General features: G+C 43.1%; 15 protein-coding genes. 2 read left to right on the top strand and 13 right to left on the bottom strand.

What is annotated here, in order from left to right; all coding sequences use genetic code 11:
• Nucleotides 1-4 precede the first annotated feature (4 nt).
• From BO18_RS08885 to BO18_RS08865, 5 genes are read right to left on the bottom strand one after another with little or no spacing between them, the layout of a single operon-like run.
• A complete protein-coding gene (locus BO18_RS08885) occupies nt 5-949 on the bottom strand; it encodes a glycosyltransferase (RefSeq protein ID WP_034445480.1) in 945 nt (314 codons plus the stop codon).
• Complete coding sequence (locus BO18_RS08880; protein ID WP_034445478.1) at nt 946-1,764, bottom strand: glycosyltransferase family 2 protein; 819 nt, start codon at nt 1,762-1,764, stop codon at nt 946-948. The genes BO18_RS08885 and BO18_RS08880 overlap by 4 nt, the downstream gene beginning before the upstream one ends.
• Nucleotides 1,765-1,775: 11 nt before the next feature.
• Nucleotides 1,776-3,182, bottom strand: coding sequence for an exopolysaccharide biosynthesis polyprenyl glycosylphosphotransferase (locus BO18_RS08875; protein WP_034445476.1), 1,407 nt, complete (start codon nt 3,180-3,182; stop codon nt 1,776-1,778).
• A gap of 16 nt (nt 3,183-3,198) precedes the next feature.
• Nucleotides 3,199-3,945, bottom strand: a complete 747-nt coding sequence (locus tag BO18_RS08870; protein WP_034445474.1) for a glycosyltransferase family 2 protein — start codon at nt 3,943-3,945, stop codon at nt 3,199-3,201.
• Nucleotides 3,945-4,883, bottom strand: coding sequence for a glycosyltransferase family 2 protein (locus BO18_RS08865; protein WP_034445472.1), 939 nt, complete (start codon nt 4,881-4,883; stop codon nt 3,945-3,947). Before BO18_RS08865 ends, BO18_RS08870 begins: the two co-directional genes overlap by 1 nt.
• A gap of 808 nt (nt 4,884-5,691) precedes the next feature.
• On the opposite strand from BO18_RS08865, the gene gmd reads away from it, so the two are divergent.
• Both gmd and BO18_RS08850 read left to right on the top strand, forming a co-directional pair.
• Nucleotides 5,692-6,783, top strand: a complete 1,092-nt coding sequence (gene gmd / locus BO18_RS08855; protein ID WP_051688595.1) for a GDP-mannose 4,6-dehydratase — start codon at nt 5,692-5,694, stop codon at nt 6,781-6,783.
• Nucleotides 6,784-6,806: 23 nt separating this feature from the next.
• Nucleotides 6,807-7,748 (top strand): GDP-L-fucose synthase family protein, encoded by a 942-nt coding sequence (locus tag BO18_RS08850; protein ID WP_334291224.1) that lies wholly within the window; start codon nt 6,807-6,809, stop codon nt 7,746-7,748.
• A gap of 30 nt (nt 7,749-7,778) precedes the next feature.
• Here BO18_RS08850 and BO18_RS08845 read toward each other — a convergent pair whose 3' ends face one another.
• The 8 genes from BO18_RS08845 to BO18_RS08810 all read right to left on the bottom strand — a co-directional run bounded on the left by BO18_RS08845 (nt 7,779) and on the right by BO18_RS08810 (nt 15,654).
• Nucleotides 7,779-9,578 (bottom strand): LIC_10190 family membrane protein, encoded by a 1,800-nt coding sequence (locus BO18_RS08845; protein WP_034445466.1) that lies wholly within the window; start codon nt 9,576-9,578, stop codon nt 7,779-7,781.
• A 29-nt stretch (nt 9,579-9,607) separates the two neighbouring features.
• Complete coding sequence (locus tag BO18_RS08840; protein WP_034445464.1) at nt 9,608-10,063, bottom strand: divergent PAP2 family protein; 456 nt, start codon at nt 10,061-10,063, stop codon at nt 9,608-9,610.
• An 8-nt stretch (nt 10,064-10,071) separates the two neighbouring features.
• Complete coding sequence (rfbD, locus tag BO18_RS08835; protein ID WP_034445462.1) at nt 10,072-10,941, bottom strand: dTDP-4-dehydrorhamnose reductase; 870 nt, start codon at nt 10,939-10,941, stop codon at nt 10,072-10,074.
• A 79-nt stretch (nt 10,942-11,020) separates the two neighbouring features.
• Complete coding sequence (locus BO18_RS08830; protein WP_051688594.1) at nt 11,021-12,223, bottom strand: DUF3048 domain-containing protein; 1,203 nt, start codon at nt 12,221-12,223, stop codon at nt 11,021-11,023.
• Between the two features lie 56 nt (nt 12,224-12,279).
• A complete protein-coding gene (locus BO18_RS08825; RefSeq protein ID WP_034445460.1) occupies nt 12,280-12,543 on the bottom strand; it encodes an HPr family phosphocarrier protein in 264 nt (87 codons plus the stop codon).
• An 18-nt stretch (nt 12,544-12,561) separates the two neighbouring features.
• On the bottom strand, nt 12,562-13,836 hold the full coding sequence (locus BO18_RS08820) for a CdaR family protein (protein WP_034445458.1): 1,275 nt from the start codon (nt 13,834-13,836) through the stop codon (nt 12,562-12,564).
• Complete coding sequence (gene cdaA / locus BO18_RS08815) at nt 13,833-14,699, bottom strand: diadenylate cyclase CdaA (protein WP_051688593.1); 867 nt, start codon at nt 14,697-14,699, stop codon at nt 13,833-13,835. The genes BO18_RS08820 and cdaA overlap by 4 nt, the downstream gene beginning before the upstream one ends.
• 16 nt (nt 14,700-14,715) lie before the next feature.
• Nucleotides 14,716-15,654 carry a hypothetical protein gene (locus BO18_RS08810; RefSeq protein ID WP_034445456.1) on the bottom strand — a complete coding sequence of 313 codons (939 nt, stop codon included), beginning with the start codon at nt 15,652-15,654 and terminating at the stop codon, nt 14,716-14,718.

The raw sequence follows: 15,654 nt of genomic DNA, 5'->3' as shown, positions 1-15,654 counted from the left end.
TTCGTTACTCCTTATTGTCTTTTCTTCCCTTAAGGGCATAGATAGCGTTCTTAACACCATTGTAGGCTCCGGCAGTAACTCTGTTGGAAGCCAGCGCAGTACGAAAATGGGACAAAGTGATGAGCCTTAAAAAATCATATTTTCTCACCTTAGAGGCCGGGAGATACATTTTTATAATCTGTCTCCTCTCCTCCTCAGAGATCTTTTTGTTCTGATCAGAATATCCGCCTCCCTCGTAGTCTGCTATTACAAGAGGCATATACACTGTCTCTGCCTTTTCCTTGTAGAAACAGCGAAGGAACTGCTCATAGTCAGCTCTTACCTTGTACTTAAGGTCAAAGGGATTTCTGTAGATCAGCCTCTCATCATAAAAACAGGCCTGATGGGATGGAACATTCCTATAGCAGGCGTGATCGTCTATCTTTGGGTTTGATGAAACTTTTGTACCGGTGGAACTGTCGAAGGTATCTCCGTAGTATATGGCCGGAAGTGTGGTTCCCTCCTTAAGATTTCTTCCAATTATGATCCTGTGGACCTCTTTCAGTACATTTTTATCCCTGAAATAATCTCCACAGTTCAGGAAGAACACATAGGACGGCTCTTCTCCTGCCTTAAGGATCTTTACGTCGCCGCTTTCCTCAACATCCTCTTTTGTGGCCCTGCCCTGTTTTATCTTTTCACTAAGGAAGGCAGTTGCTATATTCATGGCATGATAGATTCCATTGTCACAGCTCTCCAAGAGAGTGATCTTCTTTTCAATGTCCTCCTGAGCTATTCCCACATCAAAAGTCTCTTTTAACTTATCGATTGATCCGTCGGTGCTCATGCCATCCTTTACAAGAACTCTGTAATCAGTAAAAGACTGATCTGCAATGCTCTGAACTGTCTTTATGAGCTTATCCCCGGCATTATATGAAACTACAATTATTGTAAAAAAGGGTTTCTTCATAAACACTTTCTCCCGTGGCGAACCCCATCACACAGCAGTTTGTAGCTCTTCCAGAGTCCCTTTTCCCGGCAAAAGACCTTTCGGTTTTTATAAAGGTATCTGAAGCCAAAGACAGGTGCCATACCCCCATAAAGGAAATGGTAGAGCACTCCTCTGTCAAAAAAGAATTTGTCAGTATACCCGTTAAACCAGGTAGACTCGCCTTTTTTCTCTTTTCCCAAAAATACTGTGGTCCGGTAGATGGAAAGACCCGCCTTCAGCGCATCGTGCAAAAACAGGGAATCCTCACCGTTCATATATGGAGCCCCTCCGCCAAATAAAAGCGAGTACTTAACGCCACTATTTATAAGTTTTTCCCGCCTTGCACAAATAGCATAGGCAGGGTATCTTCCGTAGTTATACCAGGAAACCTTGGAAAAATCCTCGTTCCAATAGGTCTCCCTTCCCTCCTGAGCTTTAACATTAAAAAGAAGCACATCCGCCTCAGGATGTTCATCAAACTCCTTAATGATCCTTCCTGCGTAGCCCTCTTCGTAAACAATGTCATCATCGCCAAACTGGATAAACTCAGAACTTGCATGTTCAAGGGCAGTATTTCTTGAAAGACCTACTCCCTTTTCATTCCTGTTCAGGATAAGGAACTGCTGTCCATTTATCTCGCAGCTCTTTTCCCCCGGGGTGATCCCTAAAGGAGCATTGTCCCCAATGAGCTGGTTGACCAGTACTCCGCCTGATTCAAGGTTCATGGCCTGCAAAAGCTCCTCAGGGTTCTTATTCACCGATGAAATAAGTATCTGCAATCTGTTATCAGTCATCTATCCCACCATCATGAATTTTTCTGAGCTGTAACCTGATCTTCCTCTACACCCTCCGTACTGTCCGGAGTGAAAAGGATCTTCACTGTAAGGAGCATGAGCTTGATATCAAGCCAAATAGAATAATTCTCAATATATGTAAGGTCCAGCTTTAGCTTGTCGTAAGGAGTTGTGTTGTACTTTCCGTAAACCTGGGCATAGCCTGCAAGTCCGGCCTTTACCTTTGTCCTGAAGGCGAACTCAGGCATCTCCTCCAGATACTGCTTTATGATCTCAGGTCTCTCAGGTCTTGGACCAATGAAAGACATGTCACCAACAAGAATATTAAAGAGCTGTGGAAGCTCATCGATCCTGCAGGATCTGATAAACTTTCCGATAGGAGTGATCCTGGAATCATTCTTGGATGCAAGTCTTGCCACTCCGTCCTTCTCGGCATCAACCCTCATACTCCTGAACTTCATGATCTTAAACTCTCTTCTGTCCTTGGTGCAGCGGATCTGCTTGTACAGAACAGGCCCCTTGTCATAGGCCTTGATGATGATAGCAGTCACAAGCATGACCGGTGAAGAAAGAACAATAAGCAGCAATGAAAGAACTATATCAAAAAGCCTCTTTATGGCCCTTTGCTCAATCTTAATGGAGTACTCCCTAAGAAGAAGCACCGGGGTATCAAAAAGATGAAGCTGTGATGAACCCTTTAACAAAACATCTGTTATCTTAGGCATCACATATATTCTGATGTTTCTGCCATAGCAGTATTTAACAAGACCATTTCTGAACTGGCTGGGAACGTCCCAAATAACTACTCCGTCATAATTTCCCAGGCACTCCTTATATACTGCATCGATTCCTTCAGATATATTCATCTTCTTGGCAATGTGGTACTTGTCTTTTCTGGAGTTGAACTTACGCTCAATATCATCCACAGGATAAACTCCGCTGATAAGGAGAAGCTCCCTGGGCGGGAATATCTTCATGTAAATTGCATTGGTGGTATAGGCCCACAAAAAGGCAATAGCAAGCTGGATCACAAATATCTCCAGCATTGGCAGCACAGGAACAAGCCAGTTGTTCAAAAGAGCTATCTGGAAATATGAAATGAAGTTGACCATGAACAGTGCAAATATCTGAGAAAAGAACACGTCCATTGGTCTTAAATATCCGATTTTTAGTCCGCCGTAGGTATTTGAGAAGAAAAGAAGCAGAATAAAATAGATGGCAAGGATAAGCAAATGACCACGAAAATACAACTTAAGTCCGTTACCAAGTGCATAACCATCCTGACTCACACGAGGCTTTGAAACCTGCGGATAGTAAACACTAAACCAAAACCAGGCATATACTGCCGTCTGCATACACAGCCCAACAAAAGCCAGGATCAAAACAAGGATTCTCTTCTTTGATTCTTTTTGTTTCATACTTCCCCTTGAGCAATCAGAGCCTTCGAATAGTTGCTCTTACTGCCCATCCTCCAAAATAAAATAATGACTCAGGAACTGACAGATTTGCAATGTTCCTGTAAAGGAACCATATCCTGTACAGTGCCTCCAGCTTGTTTGAAGACAGAGACTTTCCGGGTCTCCTGTAAACAGCCAGATTTTCGTCAAGACCATATGCCACGTAGCCACTTTTTAATATCCTCCACCAGGTGGCTGTATCCTCACTGGGAACCTTGGGCATATGGATTATTTCCATATCGATCTTTTCAGTGTCAAACATTACGGTGGTGGTAAATATCACTGTTCTTGAAAGTGCCTGCTTATACTTTAATGTGGCTGGCACATGAACTATCTTTCCTGTGGGCTTTGCATTTTCATCCCCAAATTCATAGGAGTGAAAGGAAAAGGCTGCCCCGGTCTTCTCCATAAAAGCTATCTGCTTCTCAAGCTTATCCGGCATCCAGACATCATCAGCATCAAGAAAAGCGATATACCTTCCTGAGGAAGCGTCTATTCCGGCGTTCCTTGCCTCAGCTGCTCCCACATTACTTTCCTTCCTGATAAGGCGTATTCTCTTTCCCTGCTTTTTTATAATTTCTTCGATTACTTCGGGGCTTCCATCCTTGGAACCGTCATCCACCAGAATCAGCTCCCAGTCCTTATAGGTCTGCTCCGAAACCATCCTGATGGTATTCTCTATATACTTCGCCGCATTATAAACCGGCACAACTATGCTAACCATTACAATTCCTCTTTTACAATAAACAGAGGGCGCTTCTTTACCTCCAGATATGCCTTGGACAGATACTGTCCAACAATTCCTACACAAAAGAGCTGGACACCACTGGCAAAAAGAATGATGCAGGCGGTAGATGCCCAACCAACCATGTTGTTGGGATCTCCTACAGTCCACTGCCTTACGATGATCACAATAATGAAAATAAAGGCCACCATACAAAACAGCACACCGATCAGTGAAGCCATGGCAAGGGGTGCTGTAGAAAATGCCAAAATGCCATCAATGGCATACACAAACAGCTTCCAGAAGGACCACTTGGTCTCGCCCTTCTTCCGCTCCACATTCTCAAATTCAAGCCATTTATTTTTAAATCCAACCCAGCCAAAGATGCCCTTGGAGAACCTGTTATACTCCTCCATGGAAAGAATTGCATCCACAAACTGCCTTGTCATAAGCCTGTAATCTCTGGCTCCGTCTACAATCTCAGTATTGGACATCTTGTTGATGATCTTATAAAACTTCCTTGCAAAAAATGATCTGATGGGAGGCTCTCCCTTTCTGTTGACCCTTCTGGTAGCAACAGAATCATAGCCCTCATCCTCAATAGCTTTAAACATATCAGGAAGGATTGCCGGAGGATCCTGAAGATCGCAGTCCATAACCACAACGTAATCACCCTTTGCATGGGAAAGTCCTGCATACATGGCAGCTTCTTTCCCAAAGTTTCTGGAAAAGCTGATCAGATGAGCTCTGCCATCCTTCTGGTTTAGCTCTTTTACCTTAGCTGCTGTATTATCCTTTGATCCATCATCCACAAAGACCAGTTCAAAATCTACGTCACGACCCTTAAAGAACTCCTCTGTCTTCATGAGTTCATTATAAAAATCAAATATATTCTCTTCCTCGTTATAACATGGTATAACCACGCTTAAAAGTTTCATTTAACTCTCCCAACTATATCTGCGCATATTTACGCAATCCTATCATTTATTCTACACTTAATGCCTCTTTCTTTCAACGAACAAGTTACCATTCACGGTTTGGGGAAGCGATGCCCACAGGGAAGGGGAGAGTCTGGGAAAGCCGCGAGCAACAACTAAAAACACAAAATCTGAGCGTAGCAGCAAGCTGAAGAATTCATGTGCCATAAGCATTAGCACCTTCCAGCCTGCCCACGGATCCCAGGACGGCTCCTGAGTTTTCTCAGCTGTTATTTCCATTTCCTCACCGTACGCAAACGAAACGTTTCTTTAGCATTCCTGCAGTTTTTATAATATTACGCATGCTCGCTTGCAGGGCTTTATAATGTTGCATGCCTCAAATGGTCATGGCTCGCCTTGCGAGCCATGACCATTTTAATATACTTATATGAACAGCCCTGCTTCGGACATCTCTCGCATGCGAGTTAAAAACTGCATTGGAATGCTAAGAAACTGGCGTTTGCTATTTGGAGGACTCGGAAATGAAAACAAGCAGCTTCAAAAGCCAATGAGCCGTCGGTCCGTAGGATGGAAGGTGCTAAGACTTACGACCATGAATTCCAGCGAGCCGGTCCGGGAAGATTTTGGTTTTTTTGTTGCGGGAAGCTTTCCCAGACTCTCCCCTTCCCTGTGGACATCGCTTCCCCAAACCGTGAATGGTAACACGAACAAAAAATTGCATTAATATATGAATATATAGTAAAGTATGATAGAATGATATTTCGCGAATAAGTTTAAAACTTCTATTTAATTATTAAGGAGAATTTATATGGCAAAAAAAGCACTTATTACTGGTATCACAGGTCAGGACGGCTCTTATCTTGCAGAGTTTCTTTTAGAGAAGGGCTATGACGTACACGGCATAATCCGCAGATCATCTGTAGACTACAGAGAAAGGATCGCGCACCTGGAAGGACACGAGCATTTCCACCTTCACTATGGTGATCTTGGAGATTCCATGAGCATCCTTGGAGTTGTAGGGAAGGTAAGACCTGACGAGATCTACAACCTGGCAGCTCAGTCTCATGTTCAGGTTTCCTTTGATTCACCTGAATTCACTGCTGATGTAGATGCAACCGGTGTTCTCAGAGTCCTTGAGGCTGTTCGTCAGTGCGGACTTGCAGATACCTGTCGTATTTATCAGGCTTCAACTTCAGAGCTTTACGGAAAGGTTGAGGAGGTTCCTCAGAATGAAAAGACTCCTTTCCATCCTTACAGCCCTTACGCTGTAGCTAAGCTCTATGGCTACTGGATCGTTAAGGAGTACAGAGAAGCTTACAACATGTTCTGCTGCTCAGGTATCCTTTTCAACCACGAGTCAGAAAGAAGAGGCGAGACCTTCGTTACACGTAAGATCACTCTCGCAGCTTCAAGAATTGCTCAGGGTAAGCAGGATAAGCTCTATCTTGGAAACCTTTCAAGTCTCCGTGACTGGGGATATGCTAAGGACTACGTAGAGTGTATGTGGCTCATCCTTCAGAACGACAAGCCTGAAGACTTCGTTATCGCTACAGGCGTACAGCACTCTGTTCGTGAGTTTGCGCAGCTGGCATTCCACTATGCAGGAATCGAGCTTGAGTTCAAGGGTGAAGGCATCGACGAGAAGGGTTATGACAAAGCTACCGGAAAGGTACTTGTTGAGGTGTCAGAAGACTTCTACAGACCTACAGACGTTGTAAACCTCTGGGGTGATCCTACAAAGGCAAAAGAGAAGCTTCACTGGAATCCTCAGACCACATCCTTTGAAGAGCTTGTAAGGATCATGGTTGAGCACGACATGAGAAAGGTTGCTGTAGAAAGAGCTAACGAGCACGTTAAGTTCAACCTTGCAGAGTTCCTTGAGAAGGGAATCGAAAAGTAATAACCAGGAGATATACCGTTATGATGGAAAAGAACGCTAAGATATATGTAGCTGGCCACAGAGGAATGGTTGGTTCAGCTATCGTAAGAGAATTAAACAGGCAGGGATACGAAAACATCGTGACCAGAACCCACAGGGAACTGGACCTTACCAGACAGGATCAGGTAGAGAACTTCTTTGCAGATGAAAAGCCTGAATATGTTTTCCTTGCAGCAGCTAAGGTTGGTGGAATCATGGGTAACTCCCAGGCTCTCGCAGACTTCATGTATGAGAACATGATCCTGGAGATGAACGTTATCAATTCTGCCTGGAAGAATGGCTGCAAGAAGCTTGAATTCCTTGGTTCCTCCTGTATCTATCCGAGAATGGCTCCTCAGCCCATGAAAGAGAACTGCCTTCTTACTTCAGAGCTGGAAAAGACCAATGAAGCTTATGCTCTTGCTAAGATATCAGGACTTAAGTACTGCGAATATCTCAACAAGCAGTACGGAACAGATTATATCTCCGTAATGCCCACAAACCTTTACGGACCTAACGACAACTATCACCCAACTCACTCACATGTACTTCCTGCCCTTATCCGCCGTTTCCACGAGGCAAAGGAGCAGAATCTTCCTTACGTAACCTGTTGGGGAGACGGAAGCCCACTTCGTGAGTTCCTTTACGTTGATGATCTTGCCAATCTGTGTGTATTCCTTATGAATAATTACAGTGGCGATGAAACAGTTAATGCCGGTACAGGAAAAGAGCTTACTATCAAGCAGCTTACCGAGAAGGTAGCAAAGATTGTAGGCTACACCGGAGAGATTCGTTGGGATCCTTCAAAGCCAAACGGAACACCAAGAAAGCTCCTCGATGTATCCAAGGCCAAAGAACTTGGCTGGACCTACACCACAGAGCTTGATGACGGAATCCGCCTTGCCTACGAAGATTTCCTCAACAACCCTATGCGTGCAGAGCGATAAATAAAAAGACGTGCCTATGGCACGTCTTTCTTATTGTACAGATTTAAATCCATCCTTCACGTCGTTTCCCATTAATTCCACTTCTCCTGTTAAATCATGGGTGGCTGCTGGGAATGGATAGTAACCGACCTGATCGCCGGTAGCCGGGTAATAGATCTTCACTCCGTTTAGTTCAAATTCTTTCGTCTCATATTCTCCATAGTCCTGCTGCTTTACAAGGTAGACAGGATTGTAGCGTCCGGAATCATCCACCACAAGGAATATAGCTTTATAGGCCAGCCATAAAAGGAGAATGGCTGTAACGGCCTTCATGATAATCGACTTTGGAGCTTCTTCCAACTTGTTGAAGCCGAGAATTACAAGTCTTCCAAGAATGACTGCAGGAACGAGCCATACATAAACAACTCCATAGCGGATCAAGGGTGCACTGAAGAACCAGAAGCCAAGGCAGCCAACAAGGGTAGCGCTTATAGTTATGAAATCCGCCGTGTTGAGCATACTTCTATGGCTGAGTTCAAATACTTTGCTGTTCCCAAGCTTTATCTTTGAGGACTTCTGTCCTGCCACAGCAACCAGGAAATAAATTAAATAAACAAGAAATACTACTATGGAAACCATATCAAGGATCACCATGATCTTGCTGATTCCTGTAATACTCTCAAACCAGTGGGGAACCCACTCTCCCATAGAAACATCCATGTAGACTGCCACATCGTTATATCCTCTTCCAAAGGTCTTGATCTGGATAGCATCAAATGCTGCAACGCCTTTGGGAATCTCCCACTTAAAGCCAAAGAAATCAAGCAATGTGACCGGATAAAGGATCCATCCGGATATAACTACGTTTCTGATAAGGAACGGAAGAACAATAACCAGCGCCAAAACAATAGAGATGAGTAGCGCCTTGACCTTTTCCGGAGTCCTTTCATGGAAAAGCTTGTAGATGGGGATAATCGATAACAGCACCATAGGTGCAGCTGAAAGCTTTATTGTGATGGCAAATACTCCAAGTAACGCAAGAAGAATATAAGGCACATAAGACCTCTCGTGCTTCACATACATATCAAGCCAGTGGATTATCACATAAAAGACAATAGCCGACAAAAAATAATCAGAAGCCGGAGCTACCATTTCATCAAAAACAGTGAAGAGATAATAGATAGCCGCCAGTCTGGCAAAGTCGGAAATAACAAAATGCCCTCTTCTGAAAACATTCCTAATATCAACGCACTGCCACGCCAAAAGAAGTGAAAAGAATCCTGACATCACATGGAAGGACTGTCCACCTAAAAAACTCATACTATAAAGAGCAGAAAGCGCAAAAGCAGAGCTGTTATAGGCAAGTCTCACATGGAGATTCCCAAGCCCTTTAACTATTCCATATTCTTCTATCCAGTGAATTGCCTGTGCATGATACAGGTCAGAATCATAGTGCATCAGTCCATGACTGGTGCCATATGCCATTAAAAGAAATACAGCCAGATAAATATAGATGTTGCCCTTGGCAGTGATCATCTGAGTCATTTCCATCAGATCATCCATAAGCTCATACCTGTAATAAACTGCAATAAGCAGACATACAGAAATAAGAACAATATTAGCTCCAAGAGCCACTTTAGAAAAAAGACTTACTATCTGAGCGTACACTGTGACCAGTACGATTCCGGTTATGATATAGCTTTCCTTAAACCTGAAATCGTACCTCTTAATGCCCTTGCTGCTCTTTTTCCGATGCATTCCCGGCCAGTTTACCAATGACATCAGAAATCCATAACCAACAAGATAAGTTGTAATAATTACATATAGCCAGATCAGTGTAACTGCCAGCATAAAGTCTATAAGCCCCCGATCAGTCAGTTTTACAGATTGCAGACTACAAATGCCACAACAACACCTAAAAGAGCTCCGAAGAATACCTGTGTAGGAGAATGTCCCACAAACTCTTTAAGCTTTTCCTCAGGCGGAAGATCACTGTTAAATTCCGCAAACCAATCCATCATATTGTTGATAACCTTAGCCTGCTTCCCCGTCTCTCGCCTTACTCCCATAGCATCATGCATGACAATAAGAGCAAGAATAGCTGTTACAGCAAATTCAAAGGTATCTGCGCCGTGGTAAAAGGCTGTAGAAGTAACAAGTGCCATTACTGTAGCAGAATGGGAACTTGGCATTCCGCCATCTCCCACAAGTCTTTCCGGATTAAAATCTTTGTTAACTATCACATATATAATGGTCTTTAAAACCTGAGCGACCAGCCAGGCCCAAAATGAAGCCAGCAAAATGTGATTGTGTAATACACCATTAATAAAACTCATAAATTCCCTCAAAGTTCCTTCAGATACTCTTCAATAGCATAGTGCCAGTCAGCAAACCTAAAATCTGAAGTGAGTCTGAACATATAATTATCCAAAATACTGTAAGCAGGACGAGGAGCAGCCTGTGGATTCTTCTCAGAGTACTCCTTAGTAGTTACATGATTTACTCGTGTATTCTTTCCTGCAAGTCTGAAAATTTCCTCTGTAAAGTCAGCCCAGTTTGTGTCTCCCTCACAGGTTCCATGGAATACCCCATAGTTCTCAGTTCCAAGAAGATAGTGGATAGCCTTTGCAAGCTCCTTTGTGCTGGTAGGAGTTCCAAGCTGATCCTTAACAACACTTACCTCATCATACTTTTCAGAAAGTCCCAGCATAGTCTTAACAAAGTTTTTTCCATCTCCGTAGAGCCATGCTGTTCTTATGATGAAAAAGTCCCTGGCAAACTGTTTTACCATCTCTTCGCCGGCAAGCTTTGTCTTTCCGTAAACGCTGACAGGTCCGGTCTTATCAAACTCGATGTAAGGTCTTGTACCATTTCCCTCAAATACATAGTCTGTAGAAATATGAACAAGCTTTGCTCCTGTTTCTGTTGCTGCTATAGCAAGGTTTCTTGGTCCAATGGCATTTATCTTATAGGAAAGATCTACATCACTTTCCTGCTTGTCAACTGCAGTATACGCCGCGCAATTAATAATAGCTGTTGCCTTAGTCTTTCTTGCAAGCTCTATTACCGCGTCAACATTAGTTATATCCAGAGGTATAATGCCTTCTCCTTCAAACACATCTGTGTTGATAAGCTCGTATTTATCCTTTGGAAGTTCCTTATTGATGGCTCTTCCCAGCTGTCCATTGCAACCAGTTACGATAATCTTTTCCATGTTTTTCCTCTCAAATCTAAATGACTAAATATTTAACGGACGGCTTCAAGCCGTCCGCTGAAATACAGTTATCTAAAGGTCAGTCTGCGTAAGTAACTCCGTTTACATCAAACTTAGAGAATGATCCACCCTTCTCCTGAATAACAAAGATCATTGTTCTTCCGGTATTGAAGGTTACTTCCTCTCCATTGTCATCATAATATGTTGTAGGAGAGTAATCGTCTGTTTTCTCCCAGGTTATATGGATCATCTTACCTCTGGTGATGAAGTAGCCATCACGGGTTGTGTCATGCATCTGATATGCAAGATATCCGTTGTCATCACGAACTTCGTGGTAAGCTCTCTGAATAACCACATTATCAAAGGAAAGCTGCTCACCTGTAAGAGCATCCTTCTGAGCATTGCCATAAAGAGTCTTAAGATATACGCCCTGCTCAGGATCATACTTAAGAGCTGACTTTGTAACAGGGAAGCATCCAGCCATATCAATCTCTGTTGCTTCAACTGCATCTGGGTAATCCTCAAGAGTGTTAGGATTTGTATATCCGGTAAACTTAAAGTGTGACTGTCCCTCGAACTTGTCTCTGTGTTCCAGTGAGAAACCAGCCTTTTCAATAGCAGACTTAACATGTGCTCCATCTGTAAAAGCTGTATGCTCAGAGGTACTTCCTTCAGGAACTCTGAAGAATGCACCGTAGTCAGGGCCCATTGCCTTACCGCCAACACCGTTAAGGTTATCTACATCATCCACACCATTAGGTCTGTTCTTTCCAGTCAGAACGCCGCTAACATAAAGCTCAGGTCCGCCGTAATGGACAATGATTGGATCATACTCAAGAGCTGCATAGATAAAGTAATCACGGATACTACGAATATTACCTATCTGGTCCAGATTCTGCCAGTTCTCAACAATACCCATCTGACGGCTCATGCTACCCTCTTCCATGATCTCATAGAAGACTGCAACATTGCTAAGTCCGTACTGAGGCTGAGCCTCTTTATTTATAGGATACATTACTGCTATTGGTCTTATATTGTTTACTTCTTCATCTACCCACTTATTTGTGAAGTAGCTTCTTACCATTCCCTCTGCCGGAGGAGCGTCCTCATCAACAACCTCTTCCTCAACAGAAACCTCTTCTGTAGCTACAGGTGTTATGTCCTGAACATCTTCAAGTTTCTCAACACTGATCCCCACAACAGCTTCGTCACTGCTCTTTCCACAACCCATCAGCATTGTCACAGCAAGACCTGCAACAAGCGCAGCTTTAAACTTTTTCATTATAAAAAAACTTCCTCTCTATCTTTTTAACTCATGTGATTTTATCACAAGTTATTTCACTCGCCAAGCCCAGTTTCTATGGCTGAAACAATGGCTTTCAGAGCCTCTTCCTCATCAGGACCATCGCATATAAACTCCAGTTCATCCCCGCATTTAATGCAGGCACCAAGAACACTAAGTACGCTCTTGGCATTGGCGGAGTTATCCCCATAATTGAAGGTGATATGAGATTTATAATTCATAGCCACCTTACAAAGATTTCCTGCAGGACGAAGGTGCAACCCCGTAGGATTAGAAATGACTATCTTCTGTGTAACCATTTATTGCTCCCCTTAGTCTCAATTCTCTTCAACCTTGACGTATACACTGACCGTTCCCTTGGTCTTTACACCATCAGGAAGATCCCACTCCACATCAGCGCTATAATTTCCCGCCTTAAGACTGTCAAGGTCATTTCCGGTGATCAGATCATTTACATTGACCTTTCCTGTTATATTATCAGGATCAACACTGTTTATCGCAGCTTTCAGTCCCTGAAGTGTCAAAGAAACTGTTTCATATTCAGTATCGTCAATAGTTACAGTGAAGCCCTCTATTGATCCTTCAACCTGCACGTTGGAGACACTTACATCAAAGGTCTGTGTTGCAATAGGCTCAACATGAGCAACAATAGATACTGATCCACTGAATTCCTTATCTCCCAGGCTGACTCCTGAAGGAAGGAAATCACTTATATCATAGGTGTAGGTAAGATTAGATGTAAGTCCTGTAACATCTATAGCCTCATCCTCAACCTTGATCTCATTTATGGATGCTATAGTGTTGCTTCTTCCGGCAACAAGGATACTATCAGGAGTACTCTCAATCTGGCCGGTATACATGTAACCATTTGCCGCCTCACCATTTACAACATAGGTGATCGGAACATATTTTGTCTCGTAAATAACAACGTTAACTCTAACAGTCTTTATATTCATGGAAACCAGTGAACCATCCACTTCGTTTCCATCTGCATCCAAAAGCTTTATATCTGCATCAGTTCCGATGTTGGAAGTAAAGCCTGTAACATCAACATCTACCGCAGCGGATGCGATCCTGTTGACCACTGACTCAGGTCCGCTTATTCTGACCATATTCTGATCAGTAGCTACATCTCCGATCACATACCCGTCAGTTAAAGATCCGGAAGTTGTTGCCTTTAAAGCCAGTGACTTTGAAGCCTTTCTCTCGACACTGAGCTTTACAACATCCGAGCTGGAAACAATAGTTTCAATCTTGTCCCTGTACTTGTTAGTTGTAACAGTAATTCCTACTGTATTCAGGCTCGAAAGTTCCTGTAGATCAGCTGTTGCAACTATATTATTCTGGCTCAAAGAATCAATGATGGATCTTGGCGCATAGAGTGTTACCGTGTTTATGGTATCACTTCCGTCCAAAATCGTGTAAACCTGTCCCTGATCAGTGATAAGGGATGTATTCATTAGTGTAACGGGAATATTCGTATATCTCACCGAAGTAATAGGATCATTGATATTGGTTACAAGAAACCACACAATGATGGCAAATATCAGTGATGCAAGCTTAAGTCCCCAGTTGGCCGTCAATCTCTTCATTTTCTTGCCCTGGCCTTTCTGGCGAAGTACTTTATAGGTGCTTCCTCCTCATGCTTGTCCTGGATCACTCTAAGTCTCTCCCTGAGTCTGTCGGAGTCAAGAGCTCTCTCAAGCTCTCCCTCAGAAGCCACACTTATCTTACCTGTCTCCTCAGAAACAATGATAACAAAACAGTCTGTGGCCTCAGACACACCGATACCTGCACGATGTCTCGTACCCAGTTCCTTACCGATTCCCATATTGTCTGAAAGAGGAAGATAACAGGTTGCCGATGTAATCCTGTCTCCCCTTACAATTACTGCTCCGTCATGGAGAGGTGTGTTGTGCTCAAAAATATTGATAAGAAGCTGACTTGTTACAATGGCATCAACTTCGATTCCTGTTCTCTCGTATTCTGTAAGCGGATGGTTCTTCTCGATTACTATAAGTGCACCGGTTCTTACCTTTGCCATCTCAATGCAGGCTCTTGTTATCTCATTGAGGGTTCTGTCTGAAAATCTTCCTTCTGACTTGGGATCCCCCAAAGACAATACATTGGAAAAGAAATTTTTCCTTCCTAGTTCTTCCAAGGCCTTTCTCAGCTCTGGCTGAAGAATGACCACTATAGCTATAATGGCAATACTGAACACTCTTTCAACTATCCACAAGATAGTCGACATGTTCAAAAGGGCGCACACCAAAATAAACACCAGAATAACTATGACACCCTTTAATAGGGACCACAGCCTGGTGTTTCTGGCCCATACCAAAATGTGATATACCAGAAAGGCTATGATGAAGACCTCCAGTATATCTGAAAACCTAATGGTCGGCATATGCAGGCTTGTTCTGTTAAAGTCAAAAATAAAATCAATCTGATCCATGACTTTCCCTTATATCTTAATGCTGCTCCCTTGCACGGTTGATCTTTTTAACCTTCCTCTCAGGAGTTGAAACCGTAACCTTAGGTACTGCCTTAACGTAGTAGTAATAATCGTCATCTTCGAACTGAACCTTCTCAGTTCTGCTGTAATCCAGGTTAAACGCAAAGAACTCAAGAACCAGCATCAAAAGAGCTGAAACTATTGTTCCAAGAATAACTCCCGGAATAGAAATCTGTGTATCACTTACGATATCTCCGATCAGAGTAACAATGATCAGGCTGACTGCTCCTGCTGCCACTGCGATCTTCCATGAATAGTTGGCAGAGGATCTTCTGATGATGTAAACAAGGACCAGTGAAACAGCAAAAGCTGCGATCATAACAACCATTGCCTTGTCGCCTAAAATCCCATCAATAAGCCCCTGGAACTGATTGGCAGCCTCTTGTACTCCGTCACTTCCGAAACTCGCTGCGTTAGATGAAAAGAACTGCAGCATGTATGAAATAACAAGGCCAAAGGAAACCGATACGATTGATGCTGGTGTCCCAAGAAGCCCCATTGCAAGTGGCATCACGTATGGGATATGCATGAAGAAAAACAGCGGTGTAAGAAGCACTGCCAATGTGTCCTTTGGCGAAAACCTGAAGTACAAAAGGAACATCAAAAGGAAGATGATTGCTGCAATAAGCGCACACTCAACAGCCATGGAATAAAGATGTCCCAGAATAAACACAGCTGCCACTAACACAATAAAGTTAGGAGGTAGTATTGCGCACAAAAGAGAAGCCATCATCACAATAGCTCCATTTGTAAGCGCGTCCATGTACCCCAGCTTTCCATTGATCACCACTATGGTGATCAGCGCCAGTAAGAATTTCCAAACGTAGGTAATGTACGTCTCATATTTGATATAAAATCTCTTTACATATTGCTTGAATTCCAATAAAGAAGTCAT

This window comes from Butyrivibrio sp. AE2032, assembly GCF_000702965.1.
Note: the sequence above shows the minus strand (reverse complement) of the source record. Positions and strands in the feature narration are given on the sequence as shown.